Here is an 18558-nt window from a genome sequence, read left to right on the forward strand (position 1 = left end):
GGCCGCCGCCGCGGCCCGAGGGCCCAGCGCGGCCCCAGTGCTTCCGTATGTGTACGGCTGCGTACGGCTGCGTGCGGCTCCGCGCAGCCGCGTACGGCGTGCGGCGTACGGCGGGCGGCGTGCGGCGTGCGGCGTGCGGCGGGCTGATCAGACCGCCGCGCCCTCCTTCTCGCCGCTCTTCTGCAGCGGCACACCGTCCCCGGCCGGAGCCGCCCCGTGTCCGTCGTCGAGCAGCGTGCGCTCGTCGAACGGGGCGCGGCCGGACAGCACCTCGTCGACGCGAGTGCGGTCGATCTCCTTGGTCCAGGTGCCGATGAGGACCGTGGCCACCGCGTTGCCCGCGAAGTTGGTCAGGGCGCGGGCCTCGCTCATGAAGCGGTCGATGCCGACGATCAGGCCGATGCCGTCCACCAGGGCGGGCTTGTGCGACTGCAGACCGCCGGCCAGCGTCGCGAGGCCGGCGCCGGTGACACCGGCGGCGCCCTTCGAGGCGACGAACAGGAAGAGGAGGAGCGGGATCTGCTCGCCGATCGACATCGGCGTCCCCATGGCGTCGGCGACGAACAGCGAGGCCATGGTCATGTAGATCATGGTGCCGTCGAGGTTGAAGGAGTAGCCGGTCGGGACGGTGATGCCGACCACGGGCTTGCTGATGCCCATGTGCTCCATCTTCGCGATGAGGCGCGGCAGCGCCGACTCGGAGGAGGAGGTGGACAGGATCAGCAGGAACTCACGGCCCAGGTACTTGAAGAGCGTGAGGATGTTGAGGCCGGCGACCATCCGCAGGAGCGCGCCGAGCACGAGGAAGATGAAGAGCACGCAGGTGATGTAGAAGCCGAGCATCAGGACGGCCAGGGACTTGAGCGCGTCGAGACCGGCGGAGCCCGTGACGGCGGCGATGGCGCCGAAGGCACCGATCGGCGCGGCCCACATGATCATGGCGAGGACGCGGAACACCAGGCGCTGGATGTGCTCGACACCGCGCAGGATCGGCTGGCCGGCGTCGCCCATGGCCTGCAGCGCGAAGCCCGAGAGCAGCGCGATGAGCAGGGTCTGCAGCACCTCGCCGCCGGTGAAGGCGGAGACGAACGTGGTCGGGATGATGCCGAGCAGGAACTCGACGGTGTCCTTGGCCTCGGCGTCGACCTGCTCATGGCCGGTCGCCGCGACCGAGTCGGTCACCGCGAGACCCGTACCGGGGTCGATGATGTTGCCGACGACCAGACCGATGGCGAGCGCCACCATCGACATGGCGGTGAAGTAGAGCAGCGCGATACCGCCGACGGCACCGACCTTGGCGGCCTTCCGTACGGAACCGATACCGAGCACGATCGTGCAGAAGATGATCGGCGAGATCATCATCTTGATCAGGTTCACGAAGCCGGTGCCGATGGGCTTCAGCTCCACGGCGACACCCGGTGCGGCGAAGCCGACCGCGATACCGAGCACCACCGCCACGATCACCGCGATATAGAGATAGTGAGTTTTGTCCCGCTTGCCTGTCGTCGTGGCTGCCACGGTGCCTCCCTGCACTTACGGCTCAAGTCCCGCCGGCCCGGTCCGTCCCCTGTGCGGCCCGGGCGTTCGGGGGCTTGCCCCGGCGGCGGTCGGTGTGAATATCCATCAGGCCGTGACCGGGGTCACCCTTGCGTACATTTAGTTCGCGCTTATCTCCGCAGGCAGACTGGGGCCATGCCCCGGATACCCAAGCCGCGCTCGCTCGCGGGCCAGCTCTTCGCCATGCAGGTCGTGCTCGTCGCGGTCGTCGTGGCCGGGTGCGCCGTGTTCGCGTACGTCACCGCGCACCGCCAGGCGGAGAGCGCGGCCGTACGCCAGGCGACGGCGGCGGCGCGCGCGGTGGCCGACTCGCCTTCCGTGCGGGAAGCGATCAGCGGGGACCGGCCGACGATGTTCCTGCAGCCGTACGCGGAGGACGTACGCGAGGACGCAGACGTGGACTTCGTGACGATCATGGACCCCAAGGGCATCCGCTGGACGCATCCCAACACCGAGCACATCGGCGACAGGTTCCTCGGGCACATCGGGCCCGCGCTCGACGGCAGGACCTTCTCCGAGACGTACACGGGAACGCTCGGCCCCTCCGTCCGGGTCGTCACGCCCGTCCAGGACCGGGGCCGGATCGTCGGCCTGGTCAGCGCCGGCATCAAGATCGAGGAGATCGACGACCAGGTGCAGCGCCAGCTCACCGGTCTGCTCGCGGTCGCACTCGGCGCCCTCGCGCTCGGCGGCCTCGGCACGTACGTGATCAACGCCCGGCTCCGGCGGCACACGCACGGCATGAACGCCGCCGAGCTCAGCCGCATGCACGACTACCACCAGGCCGCGCTGCACGCCGTGCGCGAAGGCCTCCTCATGCTCGACGGACAGCGCAGGATCGCACTGCTCAACGACGGGGCGCGCGAACTCCTCGGCGTGCGGGGCGAGGTGGTCGGCCTGAACATCGCCGACCTCGGTCTGCCCGCCCCGCTCACCGGCGCCCTGCTCGCCACCGAGCCTCGCGTGGACGAGGTGCATCTGACCGCGGACCGCGTGATCGTCGTCAACACCTCACCGGTCTCCGGCGGCGAGCAGCGCGGCACCGTCGCGACCCTGCGCGACCACACCGAACTGCAGGCCCTGACCGGCGAACTGGACCACGAGCGCGGCTTCACCCAGGCGCTGCGCTCCCAGGCGCACGAGGCCGCGAACCGGCTGCACACCGTGGTCTCCCTGATCGAGATGGGCCGCGCCGAAGAGGCCGTCGACTTCGCCACGGCCGAGCTGGAACTGGCCCAGGCGCTCACCGACCAGGTGGTCACCGCGGTCGGCGAACCGGTGCTCGCGGCGCTGCTCCTCGGCAAGGCCGCGCAGGCCAACGAGCGCGGGGTCGAGCTCGAGGTCTCCCCCGACAGCCGTCTTGACGACGGGCTGCTTCCGGATACGCTGCCCGCCCGTGACCTGGTCACCGTGCTCGGCAATCTGATCGACAACGCCGTGGACGCGGCGACCGGCACCCCCGGCGGCGCGGTGACCGTCACGGCGGTGGTGGTCCGGGGCGAGCTGCTTCTGAACGTGTCCGACAACGGGCCCGGCGTCCCCGCCGACGCGGATGTGTTCGCGCGCGGCTGGTCCGGCAAGGGCCCGGGCCGGGGTCTCGGCCTCGCGCTCGTCCGGCAGACGGCCCACCGCCACGGCGGCACGGTGGCCATGACCGAATCCCCGGACGGGGGCGCCGAGTTCACCGTCCGGCTGCCGCTGAAGAAAGAGGTACGGGTGTGAGCGAGCCGATCCGTGTGCTCGTCGTCGAGGACGATCCTGTGGTCGCCGACGCGCATGTCATGTACGTCAACCGGGTCCACGGCTTCCAGGCGGTCGCCAAGGCGCACTCCGGTGCGCAGGCCCGCCGCGTCCTCGAGCGCACCCCCGTCGATCTGCTGCTCCTCGACCTCTACCTGCCCGACGGGCACGGTCTGCAGCTGGCCCGCAGCCTGCGCGCGGCCGGCCATCAGGCCGATGTGATCGCGGTGACCTCGGCCCGCGATCTGGCCGTGGTGCGCGAGGGCGTCTCGCTGGGCGTCGTGCAGTACGTGCTCAAGCCGTTCACGTTCTCGACGCTGCGCGACCGCCTCGTACGGTATGCGGAGTTCCGTACGGCGGCGGGCGAGGCCTCCGGCCAGGACGAGGTCGACCGTGCGCTGGCCTCGCTGCGCGCACCCCGCCCCGCGTCGCTGCCCAAGGGGCTCAGCGCCCCGACCCTTGACCGGGTGATCACCACGCTGCGGGCGGTGCCCGAGGGCCTGAGTGCCGCGTCGGCCGCCGAGTCGGCGGGGCTCTCGCGCATCACGGCCCGGCGTTATCTGGAGCATCTGGTCGAGTCGGGCCGCGCGGTGCGGGCTCCGCAGTACGGGCAAGTGGGGCGGCCCGAGCTGCACTATCGCTGGGTGACGATCTGAGCGCCCGGTGAGCGGGCGGTCAACTCGCCCTCGTCATAACAACGTTGTCACGGAACCGATCTCGGCGGGCGCACGGGCATTGACCCTCGGTGAACAACGACCGTACGTTCGCCGGGCAGCCCCAACGCATACGCCTTAACGCATTACGCCGTAGCGCAACCCCGCAGCCGCCCCGCAGGCTCGTAGGAGGTCGTACCGTGCGTCGCCCCAAGCGTTCCACCGCGCCCCTCGTACTCGGCGCAGCAGCCCTGTTCGCCGCCACCACGCTGACCGCCTGCGGTGATGACTCCGGGGACGACCCGGACACCCTGAAGGTCTCGTTCAAGCAGTCCATGGACAACAACGTCAAGGTCATGGACAACTTCCTCGCGGACATGAAGAAGCAGTTCGAGAAGGACAACCCCGGCAAGAAGGTCGAGCTCGTCCCGATCAAGGCGCCGGACGCCGAGTACTACACCAAGCTGCAGCAGATGCTGCGCTCCCCGAAGACCGCGCCCGACCTGGTGTACGAGGACACGTTCCTCATCAACTCCGACATCACCAGCGGGTATTTGGAGCCGCTCGACAAGTACCTGGACAAGTGGCCGGACTGGGACAAGTTCATCGACACGGCCAAGGCCGCCGCGAAGGCGGAGAACGGCAAGACCTACGGCGTACCGGACGGCACCGACACCCGTGGACTCTGGTACAGCAAGGCGGTGTTCAAGAAGGCCGGCCTGCCCGAGACGTGGCAGCCGAAGACCTGGGACGAGATCCTCGACGCGGCCCGCACCATCAAGGAGAAGGTGCCCGGCGTCACCCCGCTGAACGTCTACACGGGCAAGCCCGGCGGCGAGCAGTCGACCATGCAGGGCTTCGAGATGCTTCTGTACGGGACGGGCGAGGACCCGCTGTACGACGCGGGCCAGAAGAAGTGGGTGCAGGGCAGCCAGGGCTTCAAGGACTCCCTGCAGTTCGTGGAGACCGTCTACAAGGACAAGCTCGGCCCCGAGGTGTCGGACGCGCTCGACCCCAACTTCGGTCCCACGGTCCGCGGTGAGCTGCTGCCGAAGGAGAAGCTCGGCATCAACCTGGACGGCTCCTGGCTCCCGCAGGACTGGAACGAGGGGGCCGGACACGAATGGCCCACCTGGTCGAAGGAGTTGGGGCTCGCGGCCATGCCGACGCAGAACGGCCAGGCCCCCGGCAAGGTCAGCATGTCGGGCGGCTGGACCTGGGCGATTCCCAGCAAAGCGGCCAACAAGGACCTGGCCTTCGAGTTCATCAAGACGATGCAGACGAAGGAGAACGCCCAGAAGTGGTACATCTCCAACTCCGGTATCGCCGTCCGTGAGGACGTCGCCGAGGATCCGGAGTACGTGAAGGCGCAGCCCGGCCTCAAGTTCTTCACGGACCTGGTGGAGTTCACCCACTACCGGCCCGCGTATCCGGCCTATCCGAAGGTCTCGGTGGCGATCCAGGAAGCGATGGAGTCCGTCACGACCGGTGACGCCTCGGTCGACGAGGCGGCCGGGACGTACGACGAGGAACTCGCGTCCGTCACCGACAACGCCGTCGTCAAGAAGTGAGCACCGGTACGTGAAGAGTGCCTCGTCATCGCCGGTGGCCAAGCGGGGCCCGCGTCGCACGCTGATGCGGGCCCTGCCCGTCTCCCCTGCCGTCCTTCTGATGCTCGCCTTCCTCGCGGGCCCCATCGGCTACTGCGTCTATCTGGCCTTCACCGACCTGCAGCTGACGGGACAGGCCTCCTCCAGCTTCATCGGCTTCGAGAACTTCCGTGAGGCGTTCGTCGACGAGGACTTCCTCAACGCCGTCTGGCTCACGCTGGTGTTCACGGTCCTGTCCTCGCTCGTCGGCCAGAACACCCTGGGCCTCGGGCTCGCCCTGCTCATGCAGCGCGCCTCCAAGCCGCTGCGCACGCTCACCGGCGGCATCGTGGTCACCGCGTGGGTGCTGCCGGAGGTCGTCGCGGGTTTCCTGCTCTACGCGTTCTTCCAGAAGCAGGGCACGCTCAACGCGATCCTCGACTTCCTCCATCTGCCCAGCCAGAACTGGCTGTTCACGCTGCCGATCCTCGCGGTGTCCTTCGCCAACGTGTGGCGCGGCACGGCCTTCTCGATGCTCGTCTACTCGGCCGCGCTCAACGAGATCCCCAAGGAGATCGTGGAGTCGGCGCAGGTGGACGGCGCGGGCGGCTGGCGCCGTCTGTGGCACATCACGCTGCCGATGATCCGCCGCTCCATCGGCACCAACCTGATGCTCAACACCCTGCAGACGCTCTCGGTGTTCGGCCTGATCTGGGTGATGACCCGCGGCGGCCCTGGCAACCGCAGCCAGACGCTCCCGCTGTACATGTACGAGGAGGCGTTCCAGAACAGCATGATCGGCTATGCCACGGCGGTCGCCCTGCTCCTGCTCATCGTGGGCTCGCTCTTCTCGCTCGTGTACATGCGCCTCCTTCGGACGGAGGTCTGAGATGAACCGCCGTACGCAGCGCCGTCTCGCCGCCGACCTGGGCCTCCTCTTCGCGGCCGCGGTCTTCGTCCTGCCGCTCGCCTGGGTGGTGCTCTCCGCGCTGGACGCGGAGGCCAATCTCAAGGTGAAGGTTCCGGGCAGCCTCACCTTCGACAACTTCGACGCGGTGCTCGTCGACGACGTCACGTTCACACCGCTGCTCAACTCCCTGATCCTGTGCGGCGGCGCGACGGCCCTCGTGGTCGTGTGCGCGGCCCTCGCCGCGTATCCGCTGTCGCGCTACCGCTCCCGCTTCAACCGCCCGTTCCTGCTCACGATCCTCTTCGCGACCTGTCTGCCGATCACGGCCGTGATGGTGCCGGTCTACGCCCTGTTCGTGCAGGTCGACCTGATCGACACCATGCACGGCACGATCTTCTTCTTCGCGGCCTCGGGCCTGCCGTTCGCCATCTGGCTGATGAAGAACTTCATGGACGGCGTCCCGAAGGAGCTGGAGGAGGCCGCCTGGACGGACGGCGCCTCGTCCTTCCAGTCGCTGCTGCGTATCGTGCTGCCGCTGATGGGCCCCGGAGTCTCCGTCGTCACGGTCTTCTCCTTCGTCATGATGTGGGGCAACTTCTTCGTCCCCTTCATGCTCCTGATCGACCCGGCCCAGATGCCCGCCTCGGTCAGCATCAACGACTTCTTCGGCAACCGCGGCCAGGTGGTCTACGGCCAGCTCGCCGCCTTCTCGATCATCTACTCGACGCCGGTGATCCTGCTGTACGTGCTGATCGCGCGGCGGCTGGGCGGGGGCTTCGCCCTGGGAGGTGCGGTGAAGGGGTAGCGGGGCCCGGGGGCAGCCGGACCCCGCCGTCTCCTGCGGGGGGTCAGACCCCCACACTCACCGTGAACCGCCGCGGATTCCCGTCGTGCGCCGCCCCGGACACGTCCGGCTGGCCGTCGGGGCGTACGTCGTCGTACGGGAAGGCGTACCCGATGGGCGAGTTGGCGTGCACGACGCGCGACCAGTGGTTGGTGGTGGCGTCCCGGTAGTAGTCACCGGCGGTCACACCGTTCGGCTGGTCGGGGTGCGTCAGCATGATGCTGCGGTTGAACCCGGCGGCCAGCCGCGCGAGCAGGCCCTTCTTGTCGTCGGAGTCCGACGGGTTGTTGGTGAACGGGCCGTGGTTGCAGGTGAAGATGTCCTTCGACGTCGGCTTGGGGAAGCTGTGCCCGCCGTTGAAGGTGAGCGTGTCGCCGCTGACCCGGCCGGTGAACACGCCCCGGCCGCCCTGCAGATCGATCCGCAGGTCGGTGCCCCGGTACTTCTCCCAGACCTGGTCGATGTACCCGTTCCACACATCGCGCAGCGGCATCTGGTCGGGCCGGTCGAAGTACGGGGCCATCAGGTTCTGCGGCGAGATGCAGCGAAGCACCTTGCCGTCGCCGCCCTTGATGACGAGCTGGTCCCACGGCTGTCCGTCGCGGGCCGCCTGCGCCTGGAGGTCGGCGGCGATCCTGTCGACCGCGCCGTCGGGCAGCGGGGCGACGGTGTGGGTGGCGTCGCCCTCGAGACGCAGCCCGATGGGCAGGGCGGTCACCAGGTCGACGTAGCTGATGTTCGCGAACAACTGCACCGTGTTGAAGGTGAATTCGCAGAACGACCAGATCTTCCCGTAGTTCGCGTCCGTGGGGGTCGCGAAGGCCGGTTCGACGAGTCCTGGTCCCGGGTTGAGGAAGAAGTCCAGGGTGTCGTCGCGTACGAAGTAGACGCGTGCGCCGAACATCTGAGGCAGCGTCACGACCTTGGGCGCCGCGCCGGCCGGGTTCAGCGGGATGGCGCAGTCGACGGGCAGCGGCGTCTGCGGGGCGGAGGGCGACTCGGGCCGGTAGACGCCGCCGTCGGCACGGAGCAGCACCCAGTTGCCGGTGGACTGCTCGTGGCCGGTGACATAGGCACGCACGGTGCCGCTCAACGACTTGTTCTCCAAGGCCAGTTCACAGGTCGCGGGGGCGGCGGCACCGGCCGTCCAGGACGGCACGGCCAACGATGCTGCGGCTGCGGCGGCGCTCGCTGTGGCGCCCGCGAGGAACAGTCTGCGCGATATCACGATCGGCGCTCCTGTAGTGGGGGGTGTGGGGTGTGCCCACTGTTGCGAGCGGGTCGTGAGCCGTCAAGACTTCACGCGGGGAGCGCTCCCATCATTTCCCTTCGTACAAGAGTCGAAGGTACGAGCCTTCCGCCGACCCTGGTCCGTACCTTTCCTGGTCAGGGGGTTGCCGACGGTCAGGGAGCCTTGGGCGCCTGACAGCCGTGGGCCTGGGCGGAACGTTCGGCGAAAATTTTCAGAGCGGCGCGTTCCTGGGCGAGGTCGCCGGAGACCAGCGCGGAGCCCTTCTCGTCGTGGCGCCCATAGGCGGCCAGGGTGAACAGGGCCGTCCCCTCCGGGCACTTGGCCGTCGTCCAGCTGACGCCTTCTTCGCGGCCGCGATGGTGGGCGGGGTCCTCGCCGGTGGGCAAGTCCTCCTCGTACGACTGCCGGTTGCCCCGGAAGAAGGACTCGGCGTAGGTACCGAAACTGGCCTCCAGGCCGTATCGGCGCAGGCCGTCCACGCCGAGGAGCCGGCACCGCTCGTACGGGGCTCCGTCCCGGGCCGTCTCGAGTGCGGTGCGCACCCCTCGTACGGCCTCGATACCGGCGCAGGTGCCGTCCGCCTCGGCAAGCGGCTTGTACTCGTCCTCGCGCACCGGCAGCGGGAGGCTGCGCACCCTGTCGCCCAACTCGGCTTCGCAGCCTCGCACTTCGGAGACCTTGCGGGCCGTCGCCTCGGCGATCCGGGCATACGCGGGACGGCTCGCGGGGTCGTCGAGCGGGCGCGCGTCGGTGAAGTCGGCCCTGACAGTGACCATGAGGGTCTTCGCGTCGCCGGCCGTGCAGTGCAGTGCGAGGGAGGTCGTCACGCCCTCCGTCTCGTCCCCGTCGCCGCCGGCGGCACCGAAAAGGCCCGACCAGCCGTTGCCGACCGGTACGGCAAGGGCGTGCTCCCTGCCGCCGAGGAACGGCTCGAAGCCGGCGACGCCGGTGGCCGTCTCGTCGGCCACCCGTACGTCGGCCTTGCCACCGCCGCCGATGGCCACCTCGCAACGTACGTGGTGCGGGGGGCCGTCCCACCCCCGCCCGGTGGCCTCTCCGTCGCCGTGCCAGCACCTCGCGCATCACCGCCCGGTCGAGCAGCCCGTCGCAGGCGGCGTCCAGCTTCGCCTCGCCGTCCCAGCGGCGGAAGTCGCCGTGCAGCCAGAGGTACCCGGAGACCAGGACGGCGAGCGCGACCGCACCGCCCGCGATCCGCGGCAGCAGCTTCTTCACCGCCATCCCTCCACCTCTCCGAGGATCTCGGTGTCGTGGCAGCGCTGCTGCCGGGGCCAGCCTCCGGGGTCGGCGAGATATCCGTCGAGCGTCTTGCGGGCCTGCGTCGACAGGCGGGTGCGCTCACGCTCCGTCAGGGTCGAGGAGTGGCCCCCGAAGTCCAGGGAGACGCTGACGCGATGCAGCGTCCGCCCGGCGGCGCACTGCCCGCCGGCCCAGAGGGCGAGGCTCACCGGCTCGCCTTCGCGGAGCTCCTTGGTGCGCTCACCCGCGCGGAACCCGTAGCTGGCCCCGTGGTCCTCGTACGACTCGTCGACGGCCTCGCTCAGCGGCCCCGCCCAGCTGGCGGCGGAGATGTAGTGGACACCCTTCACGTCGCCGGATTCCGCGGAGGGATCCGTGCGCTCGTACGGGGTGGCGTCGCAGACGCTCAGGAGCCGCGAATCCTGCAGATCGCCGGCAACGGACCAGCGGCCGCCCAAGTCCTTCCCGAGACCCCTGCACTTGGCGGCGTCCGAGCCCGGAATGTCGATGCGCTCGACTTCCCAGTTGCTGCCGTCCGGATCGCTCGTGGTCTTTTCGTCGTACGTGTCGACCACCGCGTCCGGCAGGGGAATCGCCGCGCCCCCGCACTTCTGTGCGCGCGTGAGCGCGTTGGCGACCGTCACAGCGGTACGGACATCACGCAGGGCCCGCGCCTCGGTCCCGCTCTTCTGCGCGCCGGCGCCAGTGCGGTACGCGCTCGCGGTGACGTACATCCCGGTCACTTCGCGCCCCCGCGTGCGGAGCCCCGCCGGGCACTCGGCGACCACCCACGCACCCGGGCCGCCGCCGGACCGGCCGGTCACTCCGGGGGCCTCGTAGGCGTCGCCGTCCATCCCGGAGGCGGGCAGCAGGTCCTCGGCCTCGAGCTTCGCGCGATCGGGCAGCCGGGACAGGATGGGCACCGCCGCCACCTCCACGCCACCGCGATCGGGCCAGGTCACCGAGCAGTTGAGCAGAGCGCGGCTCTCCTCGTCGGGCGTGAGCCGGGTGCCGTACGCGTGGGCCTCGCCGCGTACGTCGTCCGGGACGAGTCCGCGCAGCTCCTCGTACGGCAGGAGGCCGCCGCAGGCGCGCTTCAACTGGTCCCGGTTCGCGACGAGATGCCCGCCCTGCGCACCACCGGACGACAGGACCACCACGGCCGCGCCTGCGATGATCACCATCGCGAGGCCGGCGACCAGCGGCACGCGGAGCCGTTCGGGCACCCGCCTGAACAGCCGCGCGGGGACCCTCCCCATGACCCTCCCCCGAGTTCGCGAACGGCCGACCACCCACCGTCATAAGCGGTCGATCCGAATCCGGAAACTATCAGAGCCGTAGATTCCTACGATCAGTGATCCTGGGCGAACGCACCGTAGCCACCGCCCGCGCCCGGACCTAGCGTGACCGCGTGTCCCAGACCACTCCCCCGTTCAACGCCCTCGCCGCCCGCCGGCTGCGCGAGGCGCTCGGCATGGCGCCCGGGCACGTGGCGTACGGCATCCGGGCCAGCTACGGGCTGCCCTATGTCACGCCGGACACCGTGCTCGCCTGGGAGCGCGGGATCGCGGCACCGACGAGCGGCGAACTGACCGCTCTGGCCGGGGCGTTGTGGTGCACGCCCGGTGAACTCCTGGGCACGGCGCGGACCTTGCGCGAGCACCGCCTCGCGCGGGGGTTCGCCACGGAGGACGTGGCGCGGGCCGTGGGGCTCGACCACCGCTCGTATCTGCAGATGGAGGAGCGCGAGGACTGGCGCGGCAACGACCGCCAGACGGCCGCGCTCGCCGAGGTCCTCGGCCTCTCGCCGCGCGCCTTCGCCACCGTCACGGGCCGCGACGCCCGTCTGACGGAGCTCCTGAAGAGTGCGGCGACCGCGCGCTGGCAGCCGTACGTCAAACCGGTCGGGAAGCTGGTCCCGGTCCCGCCGCGTCACCTGGAACGCGCCCTGGAATCCCTCCACGAGGAGTACCAGGGCCGCACGGCGGCCACGCTCGGCTGGGGTGATTCCGGCGACACCGGCGAGGGGGCGCGGGAGTTCCTGAGCCGTATCCTGGACCACTTTTGGGCGCGGGTCCGGGGGGATTGAGGCCAGAAGTCCCGGGCGACACGGGACTTATTCCAGCCCTGCCGGCAACCCAGCCCGTCCGGCGTTTGAGGACATCTTTCATCTTTCAGCCCCTGCGGCGCTTGAGCAGATCTTTCAGCCCCGCCGGCGTTTGAGGCGATCCGAACGAAGTTCGGATGAAGGGGCCCGGGGCGAAGCCCCGGTTTCGGGAAGGGGCGGGTAGGGGGAATCAGCCCGCCGCCGGCGCAACCGGCCCGCACCCGACAACGAGACCGCACCCCAGCCGCACCGCACCGCACCGCACCGCACCCGAAACGCAACAGGCCCCCGCCAAGAGGCGGAGGCCCGACGCAAAAGGCTGGGCTCAGAAGACCGACTCCGCCTCCGCCATCCGGTACTCCGGCACCGTCTTCAGCTCCGAAACCGCATCCGCCAACGGCACCATCTGGATATCCGTCCCCCGCAGCGCGGTGAACTTCCCGAACTCACCCCGGTGCGCGGCCTCCACCGCATGCCACCCGAAGCGCGTCGCGAGCACACGGTCGTACGCGGTCGGCGTGCCGCCACGCTGGACGTGACCGAGGATGACCGGCTTGGCCTCCTTGCCGAGCCGGTGCTCCAGCTCGTGGGCCAGCGCGGTACCGATGCCCTTGAAGCGCTCGTGACCGAACTGGTCGATCTCACCGGTGCCGTAGTCCATCGTGCCCTCGATGGGATGCGCGCCCTCGGCCACACAGATGACCGCGAACTTCTTGCCGCGCGCGAAACGTTCCTCCACCATCTTCACCAGCTGAGCGGGGTCGAAGGGCCGCTCCGGCAGACAGATGCCGTGCGCACCGCCGGCCATCCCGGACTCGAGCGCGATCCAGCCCGCGTGCCGGCCCATGACCTCGACGACCATGACGCGCTGATGCGATTCGGCGGTGGTCTTGAGGCGGTCCATCGCCTCCGTGGCCACACCGACGGCCGTGTCGAAGCCGAACGTACGGTCCGTGGCATTGATGTCGTTGTCGATCGTCTTCGGCACGCCGACGACCGGCATGCCCGCGTCCGACAGCATGCGCGCCGCGGTCAGCGTGCCCTCACCGCCGATCGGGATGAGGACGTCGATGCCGAGCTTCTTGGCAAGGGCGGGCGCGTTGGCGACGGCGTCCTCGAGGCGGCCCTTCTCCAGCCGGGCCGAACCCAGGATCGTGCCGCCACGCGAGAGGATGCCGCTGACACCGGTGAGGTCGAGGGGGCGGTAGTAGCCGTCGAGCAGCCCCTTGTAGCCGTCCTCGAAACCGATGACCTGGTCCCCGTGCGCGGCGACGGCACGGTGCACGACCGACCGGATCACTGCGTTCAGGCCCGGGCAGTCGCCGCCTGCGGTCAGAACTCCGATACGCATCGTGCTGTGTCTCCTGGTCGCTAGTCGTACGCGTGAGCCCGGGTCCGATTGTTCCACGGGCCACACAGGTGTGCCCCTTTCACTTACTCCGCCGCAAAAGGACCTTCCAGGCCCTTTGTCCCACCGCTTCAGGGGCCTTGGTCCGGCGGGCGCTCTATCCATCCGCGGAGGTATTGTCAAGAGGTCAAGCCCACCATAACGGGTAATTTTGCGGCCTCCGTCGCGGTGGATCACCGTACGAACGCTCGTACCCCCACCGCAGGCGCGGGAACGTCTGTCCGCCGACAATCGGGACAGGCAAGAAGAGACAGTTGCCGTGCGGCCGCGGGAGCAGCCGCGGCGGAAGGCAGCAGACAGATGCAGACGCGATGGAACGGAGAGCACGCGTGACGCGCAGCGTGTACGTGACCGGGATCGACCGAGGCGACGGCCGGCAGGTGGTCGAGCTGGGAGTCATGGAGCTCCTGACCCGCCAGGTCGACCGGGTGGGCGTCTTCCGCCCGCTCGTCCACGACGGCCCGGACCGTCTTTTCGACCTGCTGCGGTCGCGCTACCGCCTCACGCAGGACGCGTCGAGCGTCTACGGCATGGACTACCACGAGGCCTCCGCGCTCCAGGCCGAGAAGGGCACCGACGAGCTGGTCTCCCGCCTCGTCGACCGCTTCCACCAGGTGGCGCGCGAGTACGAGGTGGTCCTCGTGCTCGGCACCGACTTCGCCGACACCCAGCTCCCCGACGAACTGGCGCTCAACGCCCGGCTCGCGAACGAGTTCGGCGCGTCGGTGCTGCCGGTGGTCGGCGGCAAGAACCAGTCCGCGGAGTCCGTACGCGCCGAGGCGCGCAACGCGTACCGCGCGTACGAGGCGCTCGGCTGCGACGTGCTCGCGCTGGTGGTCAACCGGGTCGCCGCCGAGGGCCGCGAGGTCATCGGCGGGCGTGTGGGGGGCCGCCTCCAGGTGCCCTGCTACGTGCTGCCCGACGAGCCGGCGCTGGCCGCGCCCACCGTCGCGCAGATCACGCACGCCCTGGACGGCAAGGTGCTGCTCGGCGACGACGCCGGACTCGCCCGCGACGCCCTGGACTTCGTGTTCGGCGGCGCCATGCTGCCCAACTTCCTCAACGCCCTGACCCCGGGCTGCCTGGTCGTCACCCCCGGCGACCGCGCCGACCTGGTGGTGGGCGCGCTCGCCGCGCACAACGCCGGTACGCCGCCGATCGCGGGCGTGCTGCTCACGCTGGGCGAGCGGCCCAGCCAGGAGATCCTGCGCCTGGCCGAGCGCCTCGCGCCCGGCACCCCGGTGATCTCCGTGGCGGGCAACTCCTTCCCGACGGCGGCCGAACTCTTCGCGCTCGAAGGCAAGTTGAACGCCGCGACCCCGCGCAAGGCGGAGACCGCGCTCGGCCTCTTCGAGCGCCATGTGGACGGCGCCGAGCTGCTCAAGCGGGTCGAGGTGTCCCGCAGCGGCAAGGTCACGCCGATGATGTTCGAGCACAAGCTGATCGAGCAGGCCCGCTCGGACAAGCGCCGAGTCGTACTGCCCGAGGGCACCGAGGACCGCGTCCTGCGCGCCGCCGATGTGCTCCTTCGCCGCGGCGTCTGCGAGCTGACGCTGCTCGGCGACACCGAGGCGATCCGCAAGAAGGCCGCCGACCTGGGCATCGACCTCTCCGGCGCCCAGATCATCGACCCGGCCACCTCCGAACTGCGCGCCACGTTCGCCGAGAGTTACGCACAGATGCGCGCGCACAAGGGCATGACGGTCGAGCTGGCCAACGATGTCGTCGTGGACGTGAACTACTTCGGCACGCTCATGGTGCAGACGGGTCTCGCCGACGGCATGGTCTCCGGCTCGGTGCACTCCACCGCGGCGACCATCCGCCCGGCCTTCGAGATCATCAAGACCAAGCCGGACGCGAAGATCGTCTCCTCGGTCTTCTTCATGTGCCTGGCCGACAAGGTCCTCGTGTACGGCGACTGCGCGGTCAATCCGGACCCCAACGCCGAGCAGCTCGCGGACATCGCGCTCCAGTCCGCCGTCACCGCCGAGCAGTTCGGCGTCGAGCCGCGGATCGCGATGCTCTCGTACTCGACCGGCACGTCCGGCAAGGGCGCCGACGTCGACAAGGTGCGCGAGGCCACCAAGCTGGCCCGCGGCCAGAACCCGGCCCTGAAGATCGAGGGCCCCATCCAGTACGACGCGGCGGTCGAGCCCTCCGTCGCGGCGACCAAGCTGCCGGACTCCGAGGTGGCGGGACAGGCCAGCGTGCTGATCTTCCCCGACCTCAACACCGGCAACAACACGTACAAGGCCGTGCAGCGTTCGGCCGGCGCGATCGCCGTCGGCCCTGTCCTGCAGGGCCTGCGCAAGCCGGTGAACGACCTGTCCCGCGGCGCTCTCGTCCAGGACATCGTCAACACCGTCGCCATCACGGCGATCCAGGCCCAGACCCCCACCGCGTAACACTCCCCCACCTAGGAAGCGCCGTTTTCGTGACTGCGACCCGCGTACTCGTCCTCAACTCCGGCTCCTCGTCGGTGAAGTACCAGCTGCTCGACATGGCCGACGCCTCGCGTCTTGCCGTCGGCCTGGTCGAGCGCATCGGTGAGGAGACCTCCCGGCTCAAGCACACCCCGCTCACCGGCGGTGGCGCCGAGGCGCGGGTCTTCGAGGGCCCGATCGCCGACCACAAGGCCGCGCTCGAGGCGGTCGCCGCCGAACTGTCCAAGGACGGCCTCGGCCTCGACTCCCCCGAACTTGCCGCGATCGGCCACCGTGTCGTGCACGGCGGCACCAAGTTCACCCAGCCCACCGTGGTGGACGCCGATGTGCTCGCCGAGCTGGAGAGCCTCGTACCGCTGGCGCCGCTGCACAACCCGGCGAACGTCACCGGTATCGAGGTGGCCCGTTCGATCCGCCCCGACCTCCCCCAGGTCGCGGTGTTCGACACGGCCTTCCACTCGACGATGCCGGAGGCCGCGTGGCGCTACGCGATCGACCGCGAGACCGCCGACGCGCTCTCGATCCGCCGCTACGGCTTCCACGGCACCTCGCACGCGTACGTGGCGCGCGAGACCGCGAAGCTGCTCGGCAAGGCTCCCGAGGAGACCAACGTCATCGTCCTGCACCTGGGCAACGGCGCCTCGGCGTCCGCGGTCAGGGGCGGGGTGTGCGTGGACACATCCATGGGGCTCACGCCGCTTGAGGGACTCGTGATGGGTACTCGTTCCGGTGACCTCGACCCGGCCGTGATCTTCCATCTGGCCCGGGTGGGCGGGAAGTCGGTCGACGAGATCGACGCCCTGCTCAACAAGAAGAGCGGTCTGATCGGCCTGTGCGGCGACAACGACCAGCGCGAGGTGGAGCGCCGGCGCGCGGAGGGAGACGCCTCCGCGGCGCTCGCCTTCGACGTGTACATCCACCGCCTGAAGAAGTACATCGGCGCCTACGCCGCGGTGCTCGGCCGGGTGGACGCCGTGGCGTTCACGGCCGGCGTCGGCGAGAACTCGGCGACGGTGCGCGAGGCCGCGATCAGCGGTCTCGAGGAGCTGGGCCTGGCCCTCGACGGTGAGCGCAACGCCGTACGCGCCGACGAGCCGCGGCTCGTCTCCGCGGAGTACGCGCGGGTCGCGGTGGCCGTCGTACCGACCGATGAAGAGCTGGAGATCGCGAACCAGGCGTACGCGCTCGTCACGGGATGAAAGCCGGGGATAAATGCCGGGATAAATACCGGCATCAATTCCCCTCATCTGAGCGACAGTTCGCCCCTTTGGACTTTCCACCAGACGGAATATTCCGCGCCGAAACAAACCGATAGGATCCGCCTCATGCGCCGTTCCAAAATCGTCTGCACTCTGGGCCCCGCCGTCGACTCGTATGAGCAGCTGAAGGCTCTTATCGAGGCCGGTATGAATGTGGCCCGCTTCAACTTCAGCCATGGAACCCACGCGGAGCACCAGGAGCGGTACGACCGCGTCCGCCAGGCTGCCGCGGACACCGGCAAGGCCGTGGGTGTGCTCGCCGACCTGCAGGGGCCCAAGATCCGCCTGGAGACCTTCGCCGAGGGTCCGGTCGAGCTGGTGCGCGGTGACGAGTTCACCATCACCACCGAGGACGTACCCGGCGACAAGTCGATCTGCGGTACGACCTACAAGGGTCTGCCCGGCGATGTCGCCAAGGGTGACCAGGTCCTTATCAACGACGGAAATGTCGAGCTCAAGGTCGTTTCGGTGGAGGGCCCCCGGGTCAAGACCGTCGTCATCGAAGGCGGTGTGATCTCGGACCACAAGGGCATCAACCTGCCCGGTGCCGCGGTCAATGTCCCGGCCCTTTCCGAGAAGGACGTCGAGGACCTGCGCTTCGCCCTGAAGATGGGCTGCGACATGGTCGCCCTGTCCTTCGTGCGCGACGCCAACGACGTCAAGGACGTCCACAAGGTGATGGACGAGGTCGGTCGTCGCGTCCCGGTCGGCGCCAAGGTCGAGAAGCCGCAGGCCGTCGCCAACATGGACGGCGTCGTCGCCGCCTTCGACTGGATCATGGTCGCGCGCGGCGACCTGGCCGTCGAGTACCCGCTCGAGAAGGTCCCGATGGTGCAGAAGCGCCTCGTGGAGCTCTGCCGCCGCAACGCCAAGCCGGTGATCGTCGCGACCCAGATGATGGAGTCGATGATCACCAACTCCCGCCCCACGCGCGCCGAGGCCTCCGACGTGGCCAACGCGATCCTGGACGGTGCGGACGCGGTCATGCTGTCCGCCGAGTCCTCGGTGGGCGCGTACCCGATCGAGACGGTCAAGACGATGTCCCGCATCGTCGAGGCCGCCGAGGAGGAGCTGCTCTCCAAGGGTCTGCAGCCGCTCGTGCCCGGCAAGAAGCCGCGTACGCAGGGTGGTTCGGTGGCCCGTGCGGCCGCCGAGATCGCGGAGTTCCTCGACGCCAAGGCCCTCGTCGCCTTCACGCACTCCGGTGACACGGCCCGCCGCCTGTCCCGCTACCGTCCCGTCCAGCCGATCGTGGCCTTCACCACCGACCAGGACACCCGCAACCAGCTGACGCTCAGCTGGGGTGTGAACACCCAGGTCGTGGCCCATGTCGACAACACCGACGACATGGTGGAGCTGGTCGACGCCGAGATGATGAAGATCAACGCGTGCAGCGCGGGTGACACCATCATCATCACCGCGGGATCGCCCCCCGGTGTCCCGGGCACCACCAACATGGTCCGGGTGCACCACCTCGGTGGCGGCCGCCGCGACTGAGTGGTTCTTCCGCTCGTATACGAAGAGGCGCCCTCCGTGTG

General features: G+C 69.5%; 14 protein-coding genes. 9 read left to right on the forward strand and 5 right to left on the reverse strand.

All coding sequences use genetic code 11. The annotated features are described in order from the left end of the window. Window positions 1-147: 147 nt before the first annotated feature. Entirely contained in the window at window positions 148-1518 is a 1371-nt protein-coding gene (locus tag JAO81_RS01420) for a cation:dicarboxylate symporter family transporter (protein ID WP_307813107.1), read from the reverse strand. Window positions 1519-1692: 174 nt separating this feature from the next. On the opposite strand from JAO81_RS01420, the gene JAO81_RS01425 reads away from it, so the two are divergent. The 5 genes from JAO81_RS01425 (at window position 1693) to JAO81_RS01445 (ending at window position 7254) form a co-directional block, all read left to right on the forward strand. Then, on the forward strand, window positions 1693-3279 hold the full coding sequence (locus JAO81_RS01425) for a sensor histidine kinase (protein WP_199545852.1): 1587 nt from the start codon (window positions 1693-1695) through the stop codon (window positions 3277-3279). Continuing rightward, the gene (locus JAO81_RS01430) at window positions 3276-3953 is read left to right on the forward strand and encodes a response regulator (protein WP_199545853.1); all 678 of its coding nucleotides are present in this window, start codon (window positions 3276-3278) and stop codon (window positions 3951-3953) included. Before JAO81_RS01425 ends, JAO81_RS01430 begins: the two co-directional genes overlap by 4 nt. A gap of 197 nt (window positions 3954-4150) precedes the next feature. Further along, on the forward strand, window positions 4151-5521 hold the full coding sequence (locus JAO81_RS01435; RefSeq protein ID WP_199545854.1) for an extracellular solute-binding protein: 1371 nt from the start codon (window positions 4151-4153) through the stop codon (window positions 5519-5521). A 64-nt stretch (window positions 5522-5585) separates the two neighbouring features. Then, entirely contained in the window at window positions 5586-6428 is an 843-nt protein-coding gene (locus JAO81_RS01440) for a carbohydrate ABC transporter permease (protein ID WP_199545954.1), read from the forward strand. 1 nt (window position 6429) lies between these two features. Further along, window positions 6430-7254 (forward strand): carbohydrate ABC transporter permease, encoded by an 825-nt coding sequence (locus JAO81_RS01445; protein WP_165333719.1) that lies wholly within the window; start codon window positions 6430-6432, stop codon window positions 7252-7254. A gap of 43 nt (window positions 7255-7297) precedes the next feature. On the opposite strand, the gene JAO81_RS01450 is transcribed toward JAO81_RS01445, so the two are convergent. The 3 genes from JAO81_RS01450 to JAO81_RS01460 all read right to left on the reverse strand — a co-directional run bounded on the left by JAO81_RS01450 (window position 7298) and on the right by JAO81_RS01460 (window position 11061). After that, entirely contained in the window at window positions 7298-8521 is a 1224-nt protein-coding gene (locus tag JAO81_RS01450; RefSeq protein ID WP_199545855.1) for a glycoside hydrolase family 64 protein, read from the reverse strand. A gap of 176 nt (window positions 8522-8697) precedes the next feature. Further along, on the reverse strand, window positions 8698-9549 hold the full coding sequence (locus tag JAO81_RS01455; protein WP_199545856.1) for a hypothetical protein: 852 nt from the start codon (window positions 9547-9549) through the stop codon (window positions 8698-8700). A 225-nt stretch (window positions 9550-9774) separates the two neighbouring features. Further along, the gene (locus JAO81_RS01460; protein WP_199545857.1) at window positions 9775-11061 is read right to left on the reverse strand and encodes a hypothetical protein; all 1287 of its coding nucleotides are present in this window, start codon (window positions 11059-11061) and stop codon (window positions 9775-9777) included. 152 nt (window positions 11062-11213) lie between these two features. Here JAO81_RS01460 and JAO81_RS01465 point away from each other — a divergent pair, with 152 nt between their 5' ends. After that, window positions 11214-11891, forward strand: coding sequence for a helix-turn-helix transcriptional regulator (locus tag JAO81_RS01465; protein WP_199545858.1), 678 nt, complete (start codon window positions 11214-11216; stop codon window positions 11889-11891). A 343-nt stretch (window positions 11892-12234) separates the two neighbouring features. Here JAO81_RS01465 and JAO81_RS01470 read toward each other — a convergent pair whose 3' ends face one another. Next, window positions 12235-13260, reverse strand: a complete 1026-nt coding sequence (locus JAO81_RS01470) for an ATP-dependent 6-phosphofructokinase (protein WP_199545859.1) — start codon at window positions 13258-13260, stop codon at window positions 12235-12237. A 386-nt stretch (window positions 13261-13646) separates the two neighbouring features. On the opposite strand from JAO81_RS01470, the gene pta reads away from it, so the two are divergent. The 3 genes from pta to pyk all read left to right on the forward strand — a co-directional run bounded on the left by pta (window position 13647) and on the right by pyk (window position 18517). After that, window positions 13647-15722 (forward strand): phosphate acetyltransferase, encoded by a 2076-nt coding sequence (gene pta, locus JAO81_RS01475; protein WP_199545860.1) that lies wholly within the window; start codon window positions 13647-13649, stop codon window positions 15720-15722. Window positions 15723-15751: 29 nt separating this feature from the next. Then, window positions 15752-16960, forward strand: a complete 1209-nt coding sequence (locus JAO81_RS01480) for an acetate kinase (protein ID WP_199545861.1) — start codon at window positions 15752-15754, stop codon at window positions 16958-16960. A 126-nt stretch (window positions 16961-17086) separates the two neighbouring features. Next, the gene (gene pyk, locus JAO81_RS01485; RefSeq protein WP_199545862.1) at window positions 17087-18517 is read left to right on the forward strand and encodes a pyruvate kinase; all 1431 of its coding nucleotides are present in this window, start codon (window positions 17087-17089) and stop codon (window positions 18515-18517) included. Window positions 18518-18558 lie beyond the last annotated feature (41 nt).

The organism is Streptomyces sp. N35 (genome assembly GCF_016464295.1).
In the GTDB taxonomy this organism is placed as follows: Bacteria; Actinomycetota; Actinomycetes; order Streptomycetales; family Streptomycetaceae; genus Streptomyces.